The organism is Gilvimarinus algae (genome assembly GCF_030518215.1).
GTDB classification, from domain to species: domain Bacteria; phylum Pseudomonadota; class Gammaproteobacteria; order Pseudomonadales; family Cellvibrionaceae; genus Gilvimarinus; species Gilvimarinus algae.
This window is the reverse complement of sequence record NZ_JAULRT010000032.1, coordinates 280,356-303,336: the sequence shown is the minus strand read 5'-3', so window position 1 is coordinate 303,336 and position 22,981 is coordinate 280,356. Positions and strand designations below refer to the sequence as shown.

The window sequence follows — 22,981 nt, the reverse complement described above, 5'->3', positions numbered from 1 at the left end:
GCTTACTCTGCGGGCGAGGTATACACCAAAAAGCGATTGCCTCCTGCCTTTTTAGCCTTGTACATGGCGTGGTCCGCACACTGAATTAACGTCTGCTCACCGCCGCCATGCTCCGGGTAATGCGCAATACCAATGCTTGGAGCCAAGTTCAGCAGCTCACCGTTCAGGTTATACGGCCTGGCCAGCGACAGACGAATGTTTTCCGCCACTCTCTCGGCATCGGACACGGCACTAATACTGCTTAGCAACACCAAAAACTCATCGCCACCCCAGCGCCCTACGGTATCAGATTCTCGAACGCACCGCTCGAGGCGCCGCGCCACCTCCTGCAGCAACCGGTCGCCCACCGAATGCCCGCAACTGTCGTTGACGTGTTTAAAACCGTCCAGATCAATAAACAAAAGCGCGAGCTGGTTGCTATCCCTCCGGGCGCTGGCCAGGGCCGTGGCGATACGATCCTGCAACAATACCCGGTTGGGCAAATTGGTTAGCTGATCGTGCACCGCCAGATGCTGCAGCCGCCCCTCCATCTTCTTGCGTTCAGTTATATCGTGCGCCACCGCAATTCTCGCCTGATGTTTTTCCGACCACTGCGCCGTCCAAAGCACATGCACCACCCGCCCATCTTTACGAACCCAGCGATTTTCAAAGTGCGGACTCGGCTCGCCCGCCAACAGAGTATCAACTTTACTAAGCGTGCGCTCGCGGTCCTCGGGATACACCAAGTCGATCATCGGCTTACCCAACACCTCACTCGGCTTATAGCCAAAAATCTGCTCAAACGCCGCACTGACAAACAAAAAACGTCCGTCTCGATCAACCACGCAGACAGCGTCCAGCATCAAGTCCAAAACGTCTGCCAAATCAAACAACTTGCCGCTTTTCATCAACTAGGCACCTTTCGCCTTTCTAAGTGTTGGCATTATAGTCATAGATGGTTTGGGCTGCTGGAAACGGGGGGGGGTTTTATTCGTCCAATTCAACGAACGGGGGAGTTACTTTTGCGACAAAAAGTAACCAAAAATCTTGCCCAACAACCGGCCCCTTCGGGGCTCCCTCGCTCCTGCCGGTTTTAGAAGGCCTCATAGTCACTGTATCCCTTCTGTGACTATGCTTGCGCAGACTTCTTTTCTGCTTACCTCCTAAAATCGCCCTCCACTGGGCTCAGTCGTAATCGGGCGAAAAATCAACCTCTCAATTCTGATATTTTAACTAGGTGGATGATCGACACTTGAAGCACAATTAAATCTACCATCGCCCACTTCGAATCATATTGCGCTACCAATTTCTAACCTATCCTTTGACTATATGGAGTAACATACCATGGAAAAACTAAACGAAGACAGAAAAATAAAGCTACTTCAACACCCAGTTTTCATAAAGCATGAGCCCGGAACCAGAATAGTAAAAGCCCAACTGCTGTTCTTTAGCCTTTCTGCGATTGCCCTTCTGATTAGCGACTTAGATATCGGACCAAACTCATCAATATTGGGGATCAACCTAGTTGACCTAGAGAAAAGTGATATTCTATGGCTGCTATTCTCAATTATAATTTATCAGCTGAGCCATTTTTTCTGGATCTCAATTGAGTCTTTTAGCGAATGGCGGGTACGCCAAACGGCACTTGATACTGGGGGCTGGGACGGCGGCGGAGATCGAATAACTGAAGAAGACCTAACACTAAAAGTGCGGAACACCTCTATTTATCGTTTTTTAATAAGGGGCTTGTTATATGACGCGGAGAAAATCAAAGAATCAGCCAATGCTCTAGGTACAAAAAGCGATAAAGAGCTCAAACAAATTCAAACATCCTTAGACAACATTCTAGAACTATTAAGGACTCCCAGACTTGATGACGCTTTATGGAGATTCGACCACTGGTTTTTGATGTTATGCAAAATGCAAAACTACCGCTGGCTTATGTTTGAGTTCTTGATACCTATAGCCCTCGGAGTTTTCGCTCTTTCATTGATAATTCAATCTTCAACCTGATGCTTACTTCGCGTATATACAGACCGGAGAGAGGGACACCTAAGGCCCGGTTGTCCGGAGTGATTTTTGACGGAAAAGGCATTAACCAATTTCACGAGCGCATGAATGCGAAGGAGCGGCCGGTGACTTCATGCCGCACAGGAACAAGTCACTCGTCCACGCGGCGACAGAGCGCCGTCCAAAGCAAAATCAACAACCAAAAGAAAATGAAAGAAACCTCACCCCAAATCAATAAACGTCTCACGATAATGCACCAGCTCCGCAATTGAGTCGCGAATATCATCCAGCGCCAAATGCGCACCGGACTTTTTAAAGCCCTCCAGCGCCTCGGGCTTCCAGCGGCGCGCCAGCTCTTTCAGGGTGCTGACATCCAGGTTGCGGTAGTGGAAGTAGCGCTCAAGGCGCGGCATGCCGCGGGCAAGGAAGCGCCGGTCCTGGCAGATGGAGTTGCCGCACATGGGGGATTTTCCGGCCGGGACCCACTGTTCGAGAAAGGCGATGGTGGCGTTTTCGGCATCGGCGAGGGTGGTGGTGGAGTTTTTGACTCGCTCGGTCAGCCCGGATTTACCGTGCTGGTTGGTGTTCCACTCATCCATGGCGTCTAGAATACTGTCGGGCTGGTGTACGGCCATAACCGGACCCTCGCCGAGGATATTGAGCTGGGCGTCAGTGACGATGGTGGCGATTTCAATGATCACGTCGCTGTCCGGGTCGAGGCCGGTCATCTCCAGGTCAATCCAGATCAGGTTGTCGTCATTGGCGGTAGGGCTCATAGCGGTTTTTCCTTTACAATGCAGTTCGGGGCCTATAATCCCGTATGTTACCACTGCCAACCAGGGTCTGCCTTTGAGCAAACGCAAGCTGAGCCGCCGCCAGGCGTGGCGTATTGAAAAAATACAGAAAGAGCGTGAAAAGCGCGCCGCACGGCGGGATGAAAACACCGGCGAGCGGCTCGGTGAGAGCGACCTTGGCCCCGAGATTGAAGGGCTGATTGTCACTCACTACGGCACCCAGGTGATGGTGGAAAACCCCGCTGAACAAACCCTCAAACGCTGCCACTTCAGAAGCAACCTGGGCGGGCTGGTCACAGGCGACCGGGTGATCTGGCGCGATGGCAACCCCTATGGGGTGGTCGTGGCGCGCACCGAGCGGGACTCGGCGCTGATGCGGCCCGACCCCTACGGCGACTTGAAAACCGTGGCCGCCAATATCGACCGCATTGTGATCGTCATTGCCCCCTACCCCGAGCCACACTTTAACCTGGTGGACCGCTATCTGGTGGCCGCCGAGTCCATTGGCATTGAGCCGGCCCTGGTGATCAATAAAGTGGACCTGATTGACGACGATCAGCGCGACAAAGTGGAGCGCATTCACGCGCTCTACGCCGGGCTCGGCTACACGGTGATTCTCGCCTCGGCTAAGCGCGACGAGGGGCTTTTGCCGCTGCGCGAGTATCTGGCGCATTACACCAGCGTCTTTGTCGGCCAATCCGGCGTGGGCAAGTCGTCGCTGGTCAACGCCCTGCTACCCGATGCCAACAGCCGTGTGGGCGCCCTGAGCGAGAAACAAACAGGCACCCACACCACCACCAGCGCCCAGCTCTATCACATTGATACCGGCGGGGATTTAATCGACTCACCCGGTATCCGCGAATTCGGCCTGTGGCATATCGAGCCGGAGGACGTTCTGGCGGGTTTTAAAGAATTCAGACCCTACATTGGCGCGTGCAAATTTCGCGACTGCTCACATTCCCACGAGCCGGGCTGTGCTATTTTACAAGCACTGGACGATGGCGAAATCAGTGCCGGAAGACTTGCCGGCTACCGCCGAATTCTGGCAGATTTGCACCCTGGCCGCAGCGGCTACTGAGCCCGCCACCGCGATTTAACCCAAAAAAGGATTCTGTGTATGTCCCCACTGCCATTGATCATTGAGCCCGCCGAGCTGTTACCGCTGTTGGGCGGACCGCAGGCGCCGCTGATTGTGGACTTATCCAGTGAGGAAAATTACCGCCGCGGCCATATCCCGGGGGCGGCTCATGTCCCGCCGCAAATGCTGCTGTGTAACCGCCCGCCTGCGCCGGGGCGCATTGCGCCAGTGGAGCAGCTCAACCGGCTGTTTACTTACTTGGGCCTGACGCCCGAGACCCATGTGGTGGTCTACGACGACGAGGGCGGCGGCTGGGCCGGGCGCTTTATCTGGACACTGGACACCATTGGCCACACCCGCTACAGCTACTTAAACGGTGGCCTGCACGCCTGGTTGGGTGAGGATTACCCAGTAACCGGAGCAATTGAAGATCCCAACAGCAAACCCGTTGAGGTGGCGATCAATCCTGCTGAGCTGGTGGAAATTCCGGATATTCTGGCGGGCCTTGACGCGCAATCGCTGCAGGTGTGGGATGCCCGAAACCCAAGCGAATACCACGGGGAGAAAGTCACGGCGCAAAAGGCCGGTCATATCCCCGGCGCCGTCAACGTGGAGTGGACCGAGTTGATGGACCGCGATCGCGGCCTGCGTATTCGCACCGACGCGCGCGACTATCTGGCCGCTCGCGGAATTACTGGCGACAAGCCCATTGTCACTCACTGCCAGAGCCATCACCGCTCGGGCTTCACCTATTTAGTGGGCAAGCATTTGGGCTTTGATATCAAGGGCTATCACGGCTCCTGGGCCGAGTGGGGTAACCACCCGGACACGCCGGTAGAGGTGTAACCGATCTATGGAATGGCTGGATATAACGCTACTTAAAGTCGGCAACTACACGCTCACCAGCGGCGCGCTCTGCGCCTCGATCATCGTGATCATTGCCACCTTTGTGATCGCCGGATTGATCAGCCGCGCCATTAATCGCCTGGCGCTCTATCGCCACCCCACGGTGACCCACCAGATCTACACCATCAACCGGATTGTCTACTACTTTTTGGTCGTGCTCGGTTTTATTGGCGCGCTCTCGGTGCTGGGCTTTCAGCTCGATAAATTGGTGATTATCGGCAGTGCGCTGGGTATTGGTATTGGCCTCGGGCTGCAGTCCATCGTCAATAACTTTGTCTCGGGCATTATTATTTTGCTGGAAAAATCCATCAAAGTGGGCGACTTTATCGAGTTGGACTCTGGGCTGATGGGCGAGGTAAAAGCCATTCGCCTGCGCTCGACGCTGATACGCACCAACGACAATATTGATATTCTGGTGCCCAGCTCGGAGTTTATCAGTGGCCGGGTGGTGAACTGGACCCTGGAAGAGAACGTGCGCCGCTTTCGCATCCCTTTTGGCGTCGCTTACGGCTCGGACAAAAACACCGTCCGCGAGGCCGTGCTCAAGGCCGCCGCCAGTGTCAGCTACACGCTCAACGATGAAAAACACAAACCCATTGTCTGGATGAGCGGTTTTGGCGACAGCAGCCTCAATTTCTTGCTGGGCGTGTGGGTTGCGCCCGATGCGGTCAAACGCCCCACCCAGGTAACCTCGGACTACGTCTGGGCGATTGACGACGCGCTGCGCGAGGCAGGTGTGGAAATTCCCTTCCCCCAGCGGGACTTGCACTTGCGCTCAAGCCACATACCGCTGGTGGCCGACGACACTAATCCTGCGCCATAACCGCGCGGTTGCGGCCGTCAGCCTTAGCGTTGTAAAGCGCCTCGTCGGCGCGCTTGAACAGGCGGTCAAAATCCTCCCCCGGCCGGGCGCAAGCGCCGCCTATGCTTAAGGTCAACGACAGTCGGTGGCCGGGCGCGTCGAACACATGAGACTCTACCCGGCGGCGCACTTTCTCGGCAAGCGACCTGAGCGCGGCTGTGTCCACTGGCGCACAGAACAAGACAAACTCTTCGCCGCCCCACCGCGCCAGGCAGTCGCTTGCGCGTACTGTTTGCGCCAACAGCGCGGCGAGTTCACGCAGTACCCGGTCGCCGGTATCGTGACCCAGCGAGTCGTTAATTGGCTTAAAGTGATCGATATCGAGCACCAACAAGCCTGCGGAAGAGTCGAACAAACTCTGGCCTACCCGCTGCTGAACCTGACGTGCCATACCGGCACGGTTATTGGCGTTGGTCAAAGGATCCGTCAGCGAGAGCGTCTGATACTCGCGCGACTGCTGACGTAACTGCTTTACCCTCAACCCGGTATACAACAGCGCCGCCAACACCAGCAAGTAAGCGAAATAGGCCCAACCGCTGCGCCAGGGCGGCGGCTCCACACGCACGGCGATAGCCGCGCCTTGCTCGTTCCAGTTGCCTTCCTTATCGGCCGCCTTTACCCGGAACACATATTCGCCCGGTGACATGTTGGTGTAGGTCGCCGTGTGTTTGTGACCAATGAAATTCCAGTCGCGGTCAAAGCCCTCCAGCTTATAGGCGTAGCGATTGAGTTCGGGCGTGCGAAAGCTCAACGCCGCAAACTCAAAGGAAAACATGTTGTGGTCGTGTCGCAGTGTGAGCTCGCGAGTGCGATTAATGGCCTTTTTCAAAACTCCGGTGTCATCGCCCGCGCTGACCGGTTGATTAAACAGCCGCAACTCGGTAATCACCACGGGCGGCGCATTTTGATGGGTCTGTAGCTTGGCCGGATCGAACACACTGAAACCGCCAATGCTGCCCACAAACAAACGCCCCTGGTCATCTTTAAAAGTGGCATCGCGATTGAAGTTACTGGCCACCAGACCATCGGAGCGGTAGTAGCGGTTGAGCACACGAAAGGCCTCCGGATCGATGCGGGCAATACCGTTTACCGTCGTCACCCAGACATCACCGGCGTCATCCTGAATAATACTGGAGACGGTAGACGAGGGCAGCCCTTGCTCAACACTCAATCGCTCGAAGGTGCCCCTGGCATGATCAAAACGGTTTACACCGCCGTCTCGCGTGCCCACCCAAATATCGCCGGCGCGATCCTGATACAGAGAGATCACTTGATGGCTGCTTAGCCGGTCCGGGTCTGTGGCATCGGCTGGAAAATGCTCAAAGGTTTGCGTCTTTTTATTCAAACGGTCCAACCCATCCAAAGTCGCAATCCAGATGTGGCCGTCTTGCGACTCCAACAACGTCCATATCTGATTGCTGATCAGGCCCTCGCTCTGTGTGCCGCGGGCCGTATAGTGGACAAAGTCATCGGTGGCCGGGCGGTAGCGGCTCAATCCGGCATTCTCAGTGCCGACCCACAAAGTGCCGTCGCGATCTTCCAGCAACTTCCAGATAAACACACTACCAATACTGCTTGGCTGGGCCTTGTCTGGCAGGTAGTGCTGCAATTGATCGGTCGCCGGACGGTAGCGGTACAAACCACCCGACCAGGTGCCGAACCAAAAGTCGCCGTTACGGGTTTGCTCTATGGTCAGCACCGCCGCATCTGCCAGGGGCGCCAGAGCGCCACTGGCGCGAACAAAGCGGTGATTCTCCCGGTCCCAGCGGTTTACGCCGCGCTCGGTGCCTATCCAGTAGTGCCCGGCGTTATCTTGGAAAAACGTCAACACACCATTGTGACTAAGACTTGTGGGGTCGTCGGGTCGATGGGTGTAGTTCTTAAACACGAACGCCGAGCGGTCGAGAAAATCGACACCCGCCGGGAACATGCCAATCCACAGGTTTCCCTGATCGTCTTCATAGAGCCGGCGCGGCTGATCCGAGCTCAGACTGTCGGAATCGTAAGCGCTGTGAGTAAAGCGCTGAAAGTCATCCGTTTGCGGGCGGTACAGTGCCAGGCCACCGTGATCGGTGGCCACCCACACTCGCCCGCCGCTGTCAGTGAGCAAGTCAGCGACGTTATTGCTGGCCAGCGAGTACTTGTCATCGCTGCGGCTGTAACGCCAGAAGCGCCCGCTCGCGGGATCAAAACGCGTCAAGCCACTGCTGTAGGAGCCCGCCCAAATCTGCCCGGCATGATCCTCGGTAATGGCCGAGACATCGTCGTCAATCAGCGAATTGGGGTCATCGTCCCGATGGCGATAGACAACAAAACCACCGCTCTCTCGCTGCAGCCGATTCAGGCCGCCACCAGCGGTGGCCACCCAGACGCGATTGGCGCTATCGACAAACACGTCGCGCACATGATCCCGACTCAAACTGTCCGCTTGAGATTCACTGTTGCGATAGCGCGTCAACTGCTCGCGCTGCGGCCCGAGCACCAACAGGCCATTCGAGGTGCCAAGATAAAGTCGGTTTTGCGCGTCGACCGCCAGCGTAAAAATACTCTCGCCAGTGAGGCTGGTCTCGGCGGTTTGCAGGGTAAAGTGCTCGAAGTGATTGGTGTGGGGTCGGTAGATGTTCAGCCCATTACCCGTGGCTACCCAGAGGGTGCCGTCCTGATCGACCGCCAGATCCCAGACAAAATTGCCACTCAGGGTTGCGTCATTGCCGGACTGGGCGTGATAACCAACCAGCGAGCGGCCATCGTAACGGAAGACACCGTTTTCGCTGCCGAGCCAAATAAAACCCTGCGGCCCTTTCACCACGGCCCGCACAGCACTGATAGCGCCTCCGCCTTGGTCTTGAACCGCGGCCAGTGCCAAGCGCTCAAAACGCACGGATCCCTCGGCGAACGACAAGGCACTGAACAGCAAGACCACGAGTGCTGAGAAGACTGCCGGCAATTTCACACACATCACGTTTGGTGCCACTCCCTCTTTGTCTGGCACCCTTACGATAGCAGATCCCGAGATCAGATGCCGTTCATCGCCAGCGCGACCAGCTCCAACGAGCGCAGGCGGTCGCGCTGATCAAAGAAGTTGCTGGCAAAAATAAATTCATCAGCGCCGGTGAGGGTTTTCAACTCCTGAAGCTTCTGCCTTACCGTCTCTGGACCGCCAACCACGGCAATGCCGTGAAAGTCACTGATGTGCGCCGCCTCCTGTGGCGTCCACAGCGACTCCATGGACTCAACCGGTGGACGCAGCCGCAAGTGCTCACCACGCAGCAGCGCCAGAACGCTCTGCTGCGCCGTGGTATGAAGATACCGCGCCTGCTCATCGCTTGGCGCCGCACACACGGGCACACCAATCGCCGCATAGGGCGCATCGAGCACCGCTGAGGGTTCAAAGCCTGTGCGATACAGGTGAAGCGCCTCCAGCATCAACCGCGGCGCAAAATGCGAGGCAAAAGCAAAAGGTAAGCCGCGTCGAGCCGCCAGTTGCGCACTGTAAAGGCTCGACCCCAGTAACCAGATGGGCACCTGGCTGCTCATACCGGGAACGGCAAAGACTTTCTGCCCGGGCTGCTGCTCGCCCAAAAAGTACTGTAGCTCAGCCAGCTGTTCGGGAAAATCGTCTACCCCGCTGTGCAGCTCACGCCTGAGCGCGCGCATGGTAGCCCCGTCGCTGCCCGGCGCCCGACCCACCCCCAGGTCAATGCGGCCGGGGTAGAGGGCCTCAAGGGTACCGAAATGCTCCGCCACCACCATGGGCGCGTGATTGGGCAACATAATACCGCCTGCACCAACGCGAAGCGTCTGAGTCGCGCCAGCGATGTGGCCGATCAAGACACTGGTTGCCGAGCTGCCAATGCCGTCCATGCTGTGATGCTCGGCCAACCAAAAACGCCGGTAACCGAGATCCTCGGCCGCCTGCGCCGCCTCCACCACACGCGCGTAGGCGTCCGCGTAACTGGCGTCTACTTTGGCGTGGGCGAGGTCGAGAACTGAGTAAGCGGTTGCTTGGAGCATGGTGAACCTCTCTGACAGAAACACACGCCTCTATGCTAACGCGCGCCCTCAAAGACCAGAGAAAAAGAATCGTAAAGACAGGCTGGCCGGCGGTGCCAGAACGACTAACGGCCGTCGTTCTGTGGCACACCGCGCACAGAAAAGGGCCTCCCTGCCCGCTGGGTATTCGCCATCAATGGCGGCGGCCGAAGGCCTTATTGATCGTGTCCAACAACTCGTGGTTGTAGTCAGAGGTGTACTGCCAGAACATTACCCCGCCGAGCTTTTGCTCGCGAATGTACTTCACCTTGGCTGCGACCGACTCGGGATCATCGTAGCTGACGAAGGTGCGCTCTTTTTCGCTCCAAAGCCAAGGCGCCTTGGCCAGATCGTCCCAATGGCGGGTGTAATCACCCTGCCCGATAACCGCTTCACGCAGGTTGTGGTAACGACTGCTGCCAAAGGCGGGCTGGCCGGCCTTAGCGGTTTGTCCAAGACCAGCATTGCCGGGCTCAACCTCCGTCCAGGCGCGACCGTAGAAAGCCACCCCCACCACCAGTTTATGGGCCGGCACACCGGCGGCCATATGATGGGTTACCGCCGCATCGGCGGACTGACCACTGTCATCATCGGGGTGGCTGTACAATGCCGTGTGATGGCCGGTGGTGCCGCCGTCCCGCGGGAAGTTGTAGTCGTACGCCATGATGTTGATGTAATCCAAATACGCCTGCCAGTTGCCGATATCGCTCTTGGCCAAGTAATCGGGAAATCCGCCCGTGGCAATGGTGATCAACAGCTCGCGACCGAGTTCTTTTTCCAGTTTATCAAAGGCCGAGCGCAACCCTTTAAGTACCTGGGTAAAGTTGACACCGTCTTCCGGACGATGGGTATTGCCGGCACCGGTAAGACCCGGGTACTCCCAGTCGATATCAATGCCATCGAGCTGATGACGGCGCACAAAGGCCACTGCGCTGTCGATGAATGTCTGACGCGACTGCGGCGTCAGCGCCATATCGGAAAAACCGCCGGACCAGGTCCAGCCGCCGACTGAGGACAATATCTTAAGCGACGGGTTACGCTTTTTCAGGCTTTGTAGTAGTTGATAATTGTCGTCATCAAAATCAAAGCCATTGACCACCTTGCCGTTTTCAATATTGGAAAAGGCGTAGTTGATATGCGTGAGTTTTTCTGCGGCAATGGTATCCGGATCGAGGGGTTTGTCCGGGCTGAACACATAACCAATGATCACCGGATCGTAGTGGTGGTGATGGTGATCTTCGTGTGCAACAGCGCGGCAAGCTACCAGCAGCGCCAAGGCTACCAGCAGCAGGTTTATGGTTTTTTGCATGCGATCTCTCCAGTGGTTGAGATCATCTATCGGGCTCGGCGGGGAATTTATCCCTCGTCTTTTATCGGTGTAATACGGTCGCCCTTCCAGACCATACGGTAGAGGTCGTGGCGCCGGTCTTTCAGGTTTTGCACGGTTCCGCTGTTGCGCGCCATCAATAGGGACTCGGGGCGCAAATCGGCAAAAGCCACGGTTTCCACATTGGGCGTTGTATCAGCGGCAATACCGTCTCGGGCAAAAGCGAAGTCACAGGGTGTGAGAATACAGCTTTGGGCGTACTGAATATCCATGTTGGCGACATTGGGCAGGTTGCCCACATTGCCGGACATAATGACATAAAACTGGTTCTCTACCGCGCGCGCCTGACAGGAGTAGCGCACACGCAGATAACTCTGCCGCTCATCTGTACAAAAAGGTACAAACAAAAAGTGAATACCCTGATCCGCCAGATGCCGGGCCAGCTCCGGAAACTCCGAGTCGTAGCAAATCAACACCCCTATGGGGCCACAGTCGGTATCAATAGCTCGCAGGGTGCTGCCGCCTTCGATGTCCCACCAGTACACCTCATTGGGCGTGGGGTGAATTTTAGGCTGCTCGAACATGCGCCCATCGCGCAGGAAAATATAGGCAATATTTTCAATGCGCCCGTTTTCCATACGGGTGGGGTGTGAGCCGGCGATGATATTGACGTTGTAGTGCAGCGCCATATTGCGAAACGCTTCTTTCAACCGTGGCGTGTATTTGGTGAGCGCCTCAATGGATTCAAAGGGCGACAGCTCCTGATCTTCAATCGACAGTAGCTGCAGCGTGAACAGTTCGGGGAAAACCACAAAATCGCTTTTGTAGTCGGCCACTACGTCGACAAAATACTCAATGTATTTTATGAATTCGCCAAAAGAGGTAATTTTGCGCTGCATGTACTGCACAGTGGCCACTCGAACCACTTCGGGCATGCGCACCCCGTAATGTTTGGCCGGCTTGTCATTGGATTTGGGGACTTTGGGGTTTTCCCACTTCATGTGAGCGGCGTAACCGAGCGACTGCTTGTCTTCGTCGAGGTAGTTTTCAAGGATGCCGATGATTTCAAAGCCATTGCGCAACTGAAAAGACAACACCGGATCCTTGGCCTTTTTGCGAATGACCTGATCGACGTAGTTTTCCACCGTTTTAAAGCGCTTGAGCCGGCGCGACAAGTTGGGCATGCGTCCGGCAAACACCACCCCTTTAAGCTCCAGTGACTGACAAAGCTTTTTGCGCTCGTTGTACAAACGCTGGCCAATACGGTAACCGCGATAGGCATCGTCAATGCACACCTCCATACCGTAGAGCCACTCGCCATTGATGTCGTGACGCGAAGCATAGCCATTTCCGGTGATTTCAGCCCAGGTGTGCGGTTTCAAGGCAAATTTGCCCGAGATACGAAAAGTCGCGCAATAGCCCACCAGGACTTCGCCCACCATGACCACAATCTGCCCCTGGGGGAAGGTATTAATTTGGCCGACAATGGCAGAGCGCACATAGGCCTCCATGCCAATGGGAATATACACCCGCGCAGACAGGGCCACGATGGCATCCACATCGCTGAGCGTCGCATTGCGCACAATCAGGTGGGACTTTGGATCGGCGAGTTTGTTGGCGGGTGACTGCGTCATGCGAAGCCCTCATCGGAAAATATCAGCCACACTTTAAAGCAAAACGCCTGTGTTATGCTACGGGCAGCCGAAGTGGAGAGAAAACCATGTTGCACACGCGCACCTGCGTACTCATGTTGCTATTGATTGCAGGCTGCGCCGCTATTGGGGCATCTCAATTGGATGCCCGCTATGGCTCACCGAGCCCGCGCGAGCCTGGCATCGGGGGTGATGCCGCCGACTACCAGACCAACATTCGCCCGTTGCTGGAGGCGCGCTGCACGGTCTGCCACGGCTGCTACGACGCCCCCTGCCAGCTCAAGCTCGACGCCACCGAAGGGCTCCTGCGCGGCGCCAGTAAAAACAAAGTCTATGACGGCACCCGCCTGATGGGGGCGGAGCTGACGCGCCTGTTTGAAGATGCGGGCTCAACCGCTGCTTGGCGGGAAAAGGACTTCTTCCCGGTTATTAACGAGCGAGCCAATACCGCCGAGGCCAACCTGGCCGGCAGCGTCATGGCGCAGCTGCTGCTTTTGAAACAACAACACCCGCTGCCCCACTCGCCAGTATTGCCCGACAGCTTTGACTTTGCCACAGACCGGGATCAGCAGTGTCCGCGTGCCGAGGATTTTGACGGTTATGCCAGCGACTACCCACTGTGGGGCATGCCCTATGGCCTACCAGCGCTATCGGCCCAGGAGCACGACACCCTTATACAGTGGCTCGAAAGCGGTGCTCAAACTGGCGCCGAGCCGGGCGTGCCGTCAAAACTTCTCAAGATGCTGGCGGACTGGGAAACCTTTTTTAATGGTAACGACACCAAGTCCCAGCTCATCAACCGCTATCTCTATGAGCATCTTTTTCTCGCAGGGCTCTACTTTGATGCGGCACCGGATACCGTGTTTCGCTTGGTGCGTTCACGCACCCCGCCCGGCCAGCCAATTGAGCGTATCGCCAGCCGACGCCCCTTTGATGACCCGAAGGTGGAACGAGTGTACTACCGCCTCTGGCAAGACCCATCCACGCGCCTGGCAAAAACGCATATGCCCTACCGACTGCACCCTGAGCGCATGGCGAACTGGCGGCGCTGGTTTTACGCGCCCAAGTACGAGATCACCGCATTGCCCGGCTACACACCGGAGGTGGCCGCCAACCCCTTCGCCAGCTTTGCCGATCTGCCCGTGGATGCCCGCTACCGGTTTTTGCTGGACGAAGCCGAGTTCACCATCATGAACTTTATCAAAGGGCCAGTGTGTCGCGGCCAGGTGGCGCTCAATGTGATTCAGGACCACTTTTGGGTATTTTTTCTCTCCCCCGACACCGTTGACCCGGCCAACGATGGCGAGTTTCTGTCCAGCAACAGTGAGCACCTGCGCTTGCCTGCAGAAGCAGGCAACACTTTGCGCCCGCTCTCCCGCTGGCTGGAATACGCCCACCTGCAGGAGAGGTTCCTTGAGGCCAAGGCCAGATATATCGCCGAGCGCATGAAGAACGAAACGGACATTGGTATCGACGTTATCTGGGACGGGGAAGGTAACAATGACAACGCGGCGCTCACCATCGTGCGGCACAACGACAGCGCCAGTGTGACCCGAGGTATGATTGGCCCAGCCCCAAAAACCGCTTGGGTCATCGACTACCCGCTGCTCGAGCGCATTCACTACTTGCTGGTCGCCGGCTTTGACGTCTACGGCAATGCGTCCCATCAGCTGTTGAGCCGGCTGTATATGGACTTCTTGCGCATTGAAGGCGAAATGAACTTTGTCGCCTTTTTGCCCAAGTCCCGTCAAAATGAGCTGATTGCGCACTGGTATCAGGGCGCGGAGGACGATATTGAAGGGTATCTGACCCGCTATCTGGACCGCCTGCCTCCGGTGCATTTGCTCGACTATCAAACCGATCACCCCAAGGCCGAACTCTTGCAGCGGCTGCACGAACACCTTGAGCCCGCCTTTGCCGATAGTGAGCGCATTGCTCAGCTCACCTGGCCCGCCCAACTGAAAGCGGCGCTGCAGGCGCTGCAAAACACCCAGGGCCAGGGCGCCCACCTGATGCCCGAAGCGAGCCTCCTGCTGGTGCCCGGCCAGGGCGTCTTCAGTATCTTGCGCACCAGTGCCCACAGCAACCTCTCCTCAATGTTCAGCGAGGCGCAAAGGCGCCTGCCCGCGCAAGATTCTCTGGTGGTTACGGCGGGTGTAATAGGCGCCTACCCCAATACCTTCTGGCTGGTGGATGAAAAGCAACTGGCCACCTTTGCCGAGCGGGTGTCCGGCGCCCAGACCGAAGCAGACTACCGCGCCCTTAAGGCGCGCTATGGCATCAGCCGGGCGGACCCGAATTTCTGGGAGATCAGCGATCATATCCACAGCGCCTATCACCAGCAACAGCCAACCAAGGCCGGGCTGCTGGATTACAACCGACTGGAGAACCGCTGAATCACCGCCTCCGGCAACATCGGCGGCGGTGTTACAATAGCGTCTTTTGTCGGTTAAAGTGCTCGTATGAATTCGCCCCTGCTGCCAGAAAAACCCCTGGTCGTCTCCCCCTCTCTGGCTGCCGCCATAGGCTTGGAGGAGGCGATTATGCTGGGTGTGCTCAGCGATGCGTTGATCGCCAGCGGGGAAGAGGCCATCACCCTCTCAGGCGCCTACATTGCTGAGCGCCTGCCATTTTGGCCGCCGCTGGAAATACAACGCATCAGCAAAAACTTGCAGGAGAAGGGTCTGCTCACGCTGCTTAACGCGCCCTTTAGCCAAAGCGGCGAGCTGCACTTTCGCTTTACTCAGGGCGTGATACGAAGCGCCGCACCGCCTCAGCCGCCTCAGGGGCTGCGCGACGGGCCGCGACAGAGCAATCAAATCGCCCCCAACTGGAGGCCCGATGCCGAGCTGATGGCGCAGCTGGCGCAGTACAACATTCCGGATTATTTTATCCGCCAGCAGGTGCCCGAGTTTGTGACCTACTGGCGCGAACGGGGCGAGCCCCACCACGCCTGGGGAGCCAAGTTTCTCAAGCAAGTGATCCGCAACTGGCGCGAGCACGAAACCGGGCTGTTTCAGCGCGAGCAGGATACTGCCATGAGCGGCGACTGGCGCCCATCGCGCGATGCCATGGTATTGCTGGTACGTCACGCCGGCATCAACCAGGCCTTTGTCGAAGACGCCATCCCCGAGTTCGTGCTCTACTGGCGCGAGCGGGGCGAAGTGGGCCGCACCTGGAACAGCAAATTTATCCAGCACGTCAAACGCCAGTGGGCCAGGTACACCAGCGCGCTGGAGCACGACACTGAGCCCAAGCGCATACCGGATAACTGGCAACCGGGCCGGGATGTCTATGATGTCTTGCAACTGGCCAATATTGACCTGGAATTTGCCAGGCGCCAGGTGGCGGAGTTTGTCTTGTTTTGGCGCGACAGCAACCGTGTTCACAGCTCCTGGAATACCAAATTTCTGCAACACGTAAAGCACCACTGGGCGCGTCAACACGCGCTGGGAGCACAACCGATACAGGGTAATCAAGATGGCCGACAGCAATCACCTGCTGGAACAAGCGCAACGCGAGATCGAAGCCTTGTCGAAGACCTCACCGACAGAAGCTGGGCAAGCTGACACGCAGGAGCGCCCCAGAGCCTCCACCGAGCACATAGATGCGCTCAACGAGGTTTTTGCGCTGTTTCGTATTAACTATCACAACCAGTATTACAAAGCCTACAGCGACGCGAGCGTGCTCGGACAAATCAAAAAACTCTGGCTCGACTCGCTGCTGCGCTTTAGCCCGGCCACCATTCGCCGCGGCGCGCGCGAGGTCATTGAAACCTCCGAATACTTGCCCACCCTGAACAAAATGATCACCGCCTGCCAGGGCGACCCCAAAAAGCACGGGCTGAAAGATCCGCACGCCGCCTATGTGGAGGCCTGCCAGGCCCCATCACCGAAAGCAGCTTTTAAATGGAGCCACCCGGCGGTCTACTACGCCGGCAAAGCCAGCGACTGGTTTTTTCTCGCCAGCTCATCCGAACGCACGGCCTTTCCCGTATTTGAACAGCACTACCGGCGCCTGTGCGAGCGGGTGATGGACGGCGAGACCTTACCGGCACCGGACACCCCAGCGCTGCCCGAAACGCTGGAGACACCTCTGACAAAAGAGGAAAACCAACGGCGGCTGAATGAGCTGCGCAAAACCCTCGACTTGTAATGGCAGGCAATCACCTTTTATGCAGAGTCAAAAAAAATTCCAACTGACCGCCGCGGTGCTCGCCGCTTATGCCCTGGGCACTCTGGCCCTGACGCTTTACCTGAGCCAATCGGTGCATACCGCATCGCAGCTGGCGCTTCTGTCGGGCTCAACCAAACTGCCAAACATGAAGTCCATCAGTGATATTCCGTCGCGCAAGCAGACGTTTATCGATTTGTTACTGCCAATGATTGAAGAGAAAAACACCGCCTTGTTGCAGCTGCGTGGTGAGGTACTGCAGATGCAGCGACAATTGCGCACCGGCCAAGCGTTGACCCACGTGCAACTTAGGCGGCTGGAGCGCCTCAAGCAGCGCTATCAGATCGATGATGACGATAACGCTCTCAGCGCAGAACAGAGCCTGGATATTCTCAACCGTCGCGTGGACATTATCCCTCCCTCCATGGTCCTGGCGCAGGCGGCCGCCGAATCCGGCTGGGGCACTTCGCGTTTTGCCCAGCAGGCGCAAAATCTGTTCGGCCAATGGTGTTACAGCAAAGGTTGCGGCATAGTGCCCGCCCGCCGAGCAGCCGGGGCGCGCCATGAGGTAAGACGCTTTCGCGGCATTGAGCACGCGCTAAACGCCTACTACCGTAACATCAACTCTCACCGGGCTTACCGGGAGGTTCGGCAAAAGCGCGCCGAGCTGAGAAAAGCCGAGACGCCGGTTACCGGCAATGCATTGATTACTGGGTTAACGCAGTATTCAAGCCGCGGACAGGCCTATGTGGATGAGCTGGCGGAGCTGATTCGCTATAACCGCCTGGGCGAGCTCGATGACTAAAAGCTCGACCCCGGCTGGGTTAAAAACGCCCGCTCCTCGGGCGTGCTTTCCCGGCCCAAAACCGCGTTGCGATGGGGGTAGCGACCAAAGCGTTCAATGATGACTTTGTGTTTGCGCTCAAACTCGAGATTTTTTTCGTTGCCGAGCTCAGTGAACAGCGCCATCGCCTGCTCGTGATCTTCCAGGCGTTCGCTGTGCATAAAGGGCATGTACAAAAAAGCGCGCTGGCGCGGCGGCAGCAACTGATCCCATTGACGCTCAATCGCAGCGCGGGCGATCGCCAGGGCCTTGTCGTCCTGAGCAAACGCCTCGGGTTGGTCGCGAAATAGGTTGCGGGAAAATTGGTCGAGCACAATCACCGCGACCAGAGCTTGCTCAGGGCTTTGCAGCAGGGCATCGTCTTTGGTTGATACTAACCTTTGATGCAAAGCGCCGAAGCACTGCGCGATCTGCTGATCGAGCCGGTCACTCTTTGCGAACCAGTCTTGCGGTTGGAGGCTGTCAAACCAGAACTTCAGTACCTCGTTTACTCCTCGTGTACCCACTGCCCCTCCTTAGAGCTCACCAGCCAGGGCTCTGAATACCAATAATAGCGACCCGTTTTCTCATCCCTTGCCGTACAGTTAAAGCGCGAACGGCCGGGTGTTAGCGCCTGCTCAGCACGAACGTGCACGCTCGCCCCCTCAACTTTACCCGGCAATGCTTTGCCCTGCTGATAACACTGAAGCGCCTGCGCCAGAGACTTGCTAGCCAGCTGCAAAATCAACTGGGGGCGTTCACCCGCGCGTACCACAGCATCGCTCAGCGCCTTGCCCTCACGATCCAGCCGCTTTACCTGTTCGAGCGGCAGGGGCAAGGTGTTGACCTTAGTGGCAAAACTGTCCATAGCCGCGTAATTCCCGCCCATGGGAAAGCGTGGCAGTGCGAGCCAATCACTGTTGCGGCCGACAGCTCCGGAGTGCTGGCCCACACCAATAAAGCCAAGTGACTCGACAAGCCCCTTAACGCGCGCATCAAACTCACCGTAGGGATAAGCAAGGATCGGGTAATCCTGCCCAGTGTGCTTGACGATTTCACGCTGCGCATCTTTTAGCTCGGAACGGATACGAACTTGCCACTGTTCCTCGGACTCATCCTCGCGCTTGCGTACCAAGTGAGGGTGATTCACTGTGTGGTTGGCCATGCTGGCGCCCGAGTCGATCATCTCCTGCACCTGTGCCCAGCTCAGAAAACCCTTCGCCTCCATCGGCGCCGTGTTGAGAAATACGGTAAAGGGGTAGCCGTGCTTTTTAAGCACTGGGAAGGCTTCGCGGTAGATTGAGTCGTAGCCGTCATCAAAGGTAATGGCCACGGTTTTTTCAGGCAGTGAGCGCCCATCTTTCAGCGCATCCAATAACTCTGGCAATGCCATGACCGTAAACTCGTGCTCTTGCAGGTAAGCCATGTGCTCGGCAAACCGCGCAGGTGTTGTCGATGTAGAGGCAGGCGTTGCCTCATCGACATGGTGATACTGTAGTATCACAGCAGCTCGCGCGCCTAGCGAGATAAGGCTCAACACACTTGCAAAACAACAAAAGGCAAACCGTTTAAATCTCATAGGGACTCGCACCCGCTAGCTGTGTTTAAGGCAACGCTGGTTACACAACGCCACTCCAAAAGGGTAAATCCCTGTTCTACCTCAGGGATAAGCTCAATATAGTGCCCGCCGGGAAGGGCGGTTTCCGGCAAAACGGCATGTACAACGCCGGGCGCCTGCATGTGCATAGACTCGATATGTCGACTGCGCGTTTGAGGGCCGCGCTCAAAGCCAATGGCCGACATGGACAGCGGCATGACACCGCGAACCTGATAATACTCGGCAATTGCCATGCGTACAGCACTGAGCTCCGCCAGGGCTGCCACAAAAGCCGAACGCTGCTGGGCTTGCTGCAATTGCCGTTGCTGAAAATCGTATGGCGCCGAGCCATTCGCGGTCACTACGCCTGGAGCACCTGAGGCCGTTTCAGGTTCTCCGCGTGCCGATTGCGTCACCGCCTGACGCCAGGCGTCCTCGCTTTGAAGATTATCAATGGCCGTCTCAAAGGCCACACGAACGGCAGAGCCCAGACGCAAGCCGCTGTCAAGGCGGGTTGCCGCAACGCCCCGGGTAGTAAACTCGGCCATAGGCTCACCATCAAGTCGACTCGAGAGCGTCCATTTCACTTCCAGCCAGGCATTGACCAGATCAAACTGTGTGACCAGTGAACCATCGAGATCACTGTTACTGATGCCGGGAGGCAGGTTGGTTCGACAGGCATTGATCTTGAGACTAGTGATTTCACCGTTCAAGTAACGGACATCAGCGGTATCCACATCGGGCGCGTTATAGTGCCCGGTGCGATAGACATTGCCATAGGCGCGGGTGCGCAGGGCACGAAAGACATCCGCTTGCAGCTTGCTTTCGTCGCGTAGCACCATGGTGTAGCGAGTGCGCAACTGATTAAAGTTTTGCGATGTGGGCGAGACACAATCGCCGCCAAAGTAAAAGGTGATCAGCGGGCGCTGCTCATCGCTGACGCTGTCGGCATAAAAAAAACGGTCGACTATCAAGGGGTAGAGTTGGCCGTTATAAGTGGCCGGGTCGCTGGTCTCGATCAGCGGTGCGGCAGGCATGGTGCCGATATCGATCTGCTGCGCCTCGGCATTCTCCGCGCGCCGCTGGTCGGAAAAATGCACTTTGCCTTTATCGTCGGTCCAGGTATACACCTGAGCGCCGGCAGAGCAGCAAATACCGGACAACAGCACTGGCAGCCACTGTTTTGTTTGCAACCAGCTCATTGGTTTTCCTAAATAAATTTAAGCCCCACGCCCTCTGGCTCCACTCTTACCACCTCCATGTCTACCACAGGCGCCTCGTCCATCAGCCCCTGGATCTGGCCGGTCACGCGATCACCCACCGGCGGTGTAAGCTCCGGGTCGAGTATCACGAAGACACCGCCCTCGGAAATGTCCCGGGTCTTCACCATCATTTCGCCGAGTTCCTTGTGGCAAATTTTGATGCGGCACGTCATGGGTGTGCGCAGGTGTTCGCGTTTATCGTCGGCCACAGCCTACTCCTTTTTATTTTTCATCGACCGCCAGGCGATCCACTTTCTGAAACCCCCTGGGCAATTTATTTCCGCGCCGGCCACGCTCCCCCTGATAGTGCTCAAGATCTGCGGGCTTGAGCGTCAGGTGGCGTTTGCCGGAGAACACGGTAAGTGACTGACTTTGGCTCAAAACAACGATCGCCACGGCAAACTCTTCTCTGGCCTGCACACGGGCGGACGGAATATTGATGATTTTATTGCCCTTGCCCCGCGCCAAGCGCGGCAACTCCGTCACTGGAAACACCAGCAAACGGCCCTCATTACTCACGGCCGCTACTCGGTCTGTGGCCGCATCACTCACGGTAGCTGGCGGCAGAACCCTGGCCCCTTTGGGCAAGCTTAAGGCATTCTTTCCCGCTTTGTTCTTGCTGTACAAATCGGCAAGGGTGGCGATAAAACCATAGCCTGCATCGCTGGCGAGCAACACCGGCAAATCATCAGCCCCCATCAGCAGCCCCTCAAAGCTGGCCCCATTGGGAGGATTGAGGCGACCGCTCACCGGCTCACCCTGACCGCGGGCAGAGGGCAGATTATGGGCGGCCATGGCGTAGCTGCGGCCAGTGGAATCAAGCAGTATGACCGACTGATTGGACTTTCCCGGCACAGCGAGTTTGAAACTGTCGCCAGCTTTGTAATTGAGTGAAGCGGGATCAATATCATGACCCTTGGCGGCGCGAATCCAACCTTTCTCCGACAGGACCACGGTGACAGGATCGACGCTGATAAGCTCCGTTTCGCTAAAGGCCTGGGCCTCGGCGCGCACCACCAGGGGCGAGCGGCGATCATCACCAAAGTCGCTGGCCACTTGCTTGAGCTCTTTGCGAATTAGGGTTTTCAAACGCGTGGCCGACGCCAGCGTCTTTTGCAAGTCATCGCGCTCTTTTTCAAGTTTTTCCTGTTCTTCCCGAATTTTCATTTCCTCAAGCCGCGCCAATTGGCGCAACTTGGTTTCAAGGATGTACTCCGCCTGCATTTCAATCAGGTTGAAGCGCTCCATGAGCACGGGCTTGGGATGTTCCTCTTCGCGAATGATGCGAATCACCTCGTCGACATTGAGGTATACCAGCATCAAGGCGGCCAGGCGCAACAGCCGCTCCTCGACTTTTTCCAGTCGGTGTTGCAGGCGCCGGCGCGTGGTCACCGTGCGGAAGCTGAGCCATTCGCTGAGAACTTTCTGTAGGCTCTTCACCGCCGGACGGCCGTCGATACCGATCATGTTCATATTGATTCGGTAGGACTTTTCCAAGTCGGTCGTGGCAAACAAATGCTGCATCAGTTGCTCACTATCCACCCGGTTGGAACGCGGGGTGATCACCAGGCGCGTGGGGTTTTCGTGATCGGATTCATCGCGCAGATCCGCCACCATGGGCAGCTTTTTATTTTGCATCTGCGCGGCAATTTGCTCCAGCACGCGTGCGCCGCTGACTTGATGCGGCAAGGCAGTGACAATCAAATCACCAGTGTCGCTCTCGCGGCTCCAGATCGCGCGCATCTTCAGGCTGCCGCGACCGGTTTTATACAGACCAATCAAATCCTCCCGGGGCGTAATAATTTCCGCCTCAGTGGGCATGTCCGGCCCCTGCACAAACTCGCAGAGTTCCTCGACACTGGCCTTTGGGTTATCCAACAAGTGGATGCAAGCATCGACCACCTCACGCAAATTGTGCGGCGGAATATCCGTTGCCATACCCACCGCAATACCCGTGGTGCCATTTAATAACACATTGGGAACGCGTGCGGGAAACACCTCCGGCTCGTCGATAGTGCCATCAAAGTTAGGCTGCCAGTCCACGGTGCCCTGACCCAGCTCTTCCAACAGCACCTCGGCATAGCGTGCCAGCTTGGACTCGGTATAACGCATGGCGGCAAAGGATTTGGGGTCGTCGGGCGAGCCCCAGTTGCCCTGCCCATCCACCAGCGGATAGCGATAGGAAAACGGCTGAGCCATGATCACCATGGCCTCATAGGCCGCCGAGTCGCCGTGAGGGTGAAACTTACCGATAACATCACCCACGGTGCGCGCCGACTTCTTGTACTTGGCCGTGGATTTAAGCCCCAGCTCGCTCATGGCGTAGACAATGCGTCTTTGCACGGGCTTTAATCCGTCGCCAATGTGGGGCAGCGCGCGATCGAGGATCACGTACATCGAATAATCGAGGTAAGCCTTTTCGGCATACTCTTTGAGAGAAATAAACTCTTCCGCTTCGGAAAAAGTGGTGTGTTCTGACATGATAA

Annotated in this window: 19 protein-coding genes; 8 read left to right on the top strand and 11 right to left on the bottom strand. The window is 56.9% G+C overall.

The window, feature by feature from the left end; translation table 11 throughout:
• Positions 1-2 precede the first annotated feature (2 nt).
• On the bottom strand, positions 3-887 hold the full coding sequence (locus QWI16_RS02715) for a diguanylate cyclase domain-containing protein (protein ID WP_302711193.1): 885 nt from the start codon (positions 885-887) through the stop codon (positions 3-5).
• Positions 888-1,323: 436 nt separating this feature from the next.
• Between QWI16_RS02715 and QWI16_RS02710 the strand changes: the two genes are divergently transcribed.
• Positions 1,324-1,992: a hypothetical protein gene (locus QWI16_RS02710; protein WP_302711192.1), complete on the top strand. Its 669-nt coding sequence runs from the start codon at positions 1,324-1,326 to the stop codon at positions 1,990-1,992.
• A gap of 218 nt (positions 1,993-2,210) precedes the next feature.
• On the opposite strand, the gene orn is transcribed toward QWI16_RS02710, so the two are convergent.
• Entirely contained in the window at positions 2,211-2,765 is a 555-nt protein-coding gene (gene orn, locus QWI16_RS02705; protein WP_302711191.1) for an oligoribonuclease, read from the bottom strand.
• 73 nt (positions 2,766-2,838) lie between these two features.
• Here orn and rsgA point away from each other — a divergent pair, with 73 nt between their 5' ends.
• From rsgA to QWI16_RS02690, 3 genes are read left to right on the top strand one after another with little or no spacing between them, the layout of a single operon-like run.
• Positions 2,839-3,861: a small ribosomal subunit biogenesis GTPase RsgA gene (gene rsgA / locus QWI16_RS02700; protein WP_302711190.1), complete on the top strand. Its 1,023-nt coding sequence runs from the start codon at positions 2,839-2,841 to the stop codon at positions 3,859-3,861.
• Between the two features lie 39 nt (positions 3,862-3,900).
• Positions 3,901-4,707 (top strand): sulfurtransferase, encoded by an 807-nt coding sequence (locus QWI16_RS02695; protein WP_302711189.1) that lies wholly within the window; start codon positions 3,901-3,903, stop codon positions 4,705-4,707.
• 7 nt (positions 4,708-4,714) lie between these two features.
• A complete protein-coding gene (locus QWI16_RS02690; RefSeq protein WP_302711188.1) occupies positions 4,715-5,590 on the top strand; it encodes a mechanosensitive ion channel family protein in 876 nt (291 codons plus the stop codon).
• Here the strand turns inward: QWI16_RS02690 and QWI16_RS02685 are convergent.
• The 4 genes from QWI16_RS02685 to QWI16_RS02670 form a co-directional block, all read right to left on the bottom strand.
• On the bottom strand, positions 5,574-8,582 hold the full coding sequence (locus tag QWI16_RS02685) for a ligand-binding sensor domain-containing diguanylate cyclase (protein WP_302711187.1): 3,009 nt from the start codon (positions 8,580-8,582) through the stop codon (positions 5,574-5,576). The two genes, QWI16_RS02690 and QWI16_RS02685, sit on opposite strands and share 17 nt — an antisense overlap.
• Positions 8,583-8,644: 62 nt before the next feature.
• Positions 8,645-9,643: an LLM class flavin-dependent oxidoreductase gene (locus QWI16_RS02680; protein ID WP_302711186.1), complete on the bottom strand. Its 999-nt coding sequence runs from the start codon at positions 9,641-9,643 to the stop codon at positions 8,645-8,647.
• A gap of 172 nt (positions 9,644-9,815) precedes the next feature.
• Entirely contained in the window at positions 9,816-10,970 is a 1,155-nt protein-coding gene (locus QWI16_RS02675) for a glycoside hydrolase family 18 protein (protein ID WP_302711185.1), read from the bottom strand.
• Between the two features lie 47 nt (positions 10,971-11,017).
• Entirely contained in the window at positions 11,018-12,622 is a 1,605-nt protein-coding gene (locus tag QWI16_RS02670) for a carbon-nitrogen hydrolase family protein (RefSeq protein WP_302711184.1), read from the bottom strand.
• Positions 12,623-12,708: 86 nt separating this feature from the next.
• Between QWI16_RS02670 and QWI16_RS02665 the strand changes: the two genes are divergently transcribed.
• The 4 genes from QWI16_RS02665 to QWI16_RS02650 all read left to right on the top strand — a co-directional run bounded on the left by QWI16_RS02665 (position 12,709) and on the right by QWI16_RS02650 (position 17,618).
• The gene (locus QWI16_RS02665; protein WP_302711183.1) at positions 12,709-15,036 is read left to right on the top strand and encodes a fatty acid cis/trans isomerase; all 2,328 of its coding nucleotides are present in this window, start codon (positions 12,709-12,711) and stop codon (positions 15,034-15,036) included.
• Positions 15,037-15,102: 66 nt separating this feature from the next.
• Positions 15,103-16,209 carry a DnaT-like ssDNA-binding domain-containing protein gene (locus QWI16_RS02660; RefSeq protein WP_302711182.1) on the top strand — a complete coding sequence of 369 codons (1,107 nt, stop codon included), beginning with the start codon at positions 15,103-15,105 and terminating at the stop codon, positions 16,207-16,209.
• Positions 16,121-16,795: a replication protein P gene (locus tag QWI16_RS02655; protein ID WP_302711181.1), complete on the top strand. Its 675-nt coding sequence runs from the start codon at positions 16,121-16,123 to the stop codon at positions 16,793-16,795. The genes QWI16_RS02660 and QWI16_RS02655 overlap by 89 nt, the downstream gene beginning before the upstream one ends.
• A gap of 19 nt (positions 16,796-16,814) precedes the next feature.
• Positions 16,815-17,618 carry a glucosaminidase domain-containing protein gene (locus tag QWI16_RS02650; protein WP_302711180.1) on the top strand — a complete coding sequence of 268 codons (804 nt, stop codon included), beginning with the start codon at positions 16,815-16,817 and terminating at the stop codon, positions 17,616-17,618.
• Here QWI16_RS02650 and QWI16_RS02645 read toward each other — a convergent pair.
• The 5 genes from QWI16_RS02645 to parC all read right to left on the bottom strand — a co-directional run bounded on the left by QWI16_RS02645 (position 17,615) and on the right by parC (position 22,976).
• Positions 17,615-18,163 carry a DUF924 family protein gene (locus tag QWI16_RS02645; protein ID WP_302711179.1) on the bottom strand — a complete coding sequence of 183 codons (549 nt, stop codon included), beginning with the start codon at positions 18,161-18,163 and terminating at the stop codon, positions 17,615-17,617. The genes QWI16_RS02650 and QWI16_RS02645 overlap by 4 nt on opposite strands.
• Positions 18,145-19,140 carry a polysaccharide deacetylase family protein gene (locus QWI16_RS02640; RefSeq protein ID WP_302711178.1) on the bottom strand — a complete coding sequence of 332 codons (996 nt, stop codon included), beginning with the start codon at positions 19,138-19,140 and terminating at the stop codon, positions 18,145-18,147. The genes QWI16_RS02645 and QWI16_RS02640 overlap by 19 nt, the downstream gene beginning before the upstream one ends.
• Positions 19,141-19,211: 71 nt before the next feature.
• Positions 19,212-20,435, bottom strand: coding sequence for a DUF4124 domain-containing protein (locus QWI16_RS02635; protein WP_302711177.1), 1,224 nt, complete (start codon positions 20,433-20,435; stop codon positions 19,212-19,214).
• Positions 20,436-20,443: 8 nt separating this feature from the next.
• Positions 20,444-20,704, bottom strand: a complete 261-nt coding sequence (locus QWI16_RS02630) for a PilZ domain-containing protein (RefSeq protein WP_302711176.1) — start codon at positions 20,702-20,704, stop codon at positions 20,444-20,446.
• 13 nt (positions 20,705-20,717) lie between these two features.
• The gene (gene parC, locus QWI16_RS02625; RefSeq protein ID WP_302711175.1) at positions 20,718-22,976 is read right to left on the bottom strand and encodes a DNA topoisomerase IV subunit A; all 2,259 of its coding nucleotides are present in this window, start codon (positions 22,974-22,976) and stop codon (positions 20,718-20,720) included.
• Positions 22,977-22,981: the final 5 nt, after the last annotated feature.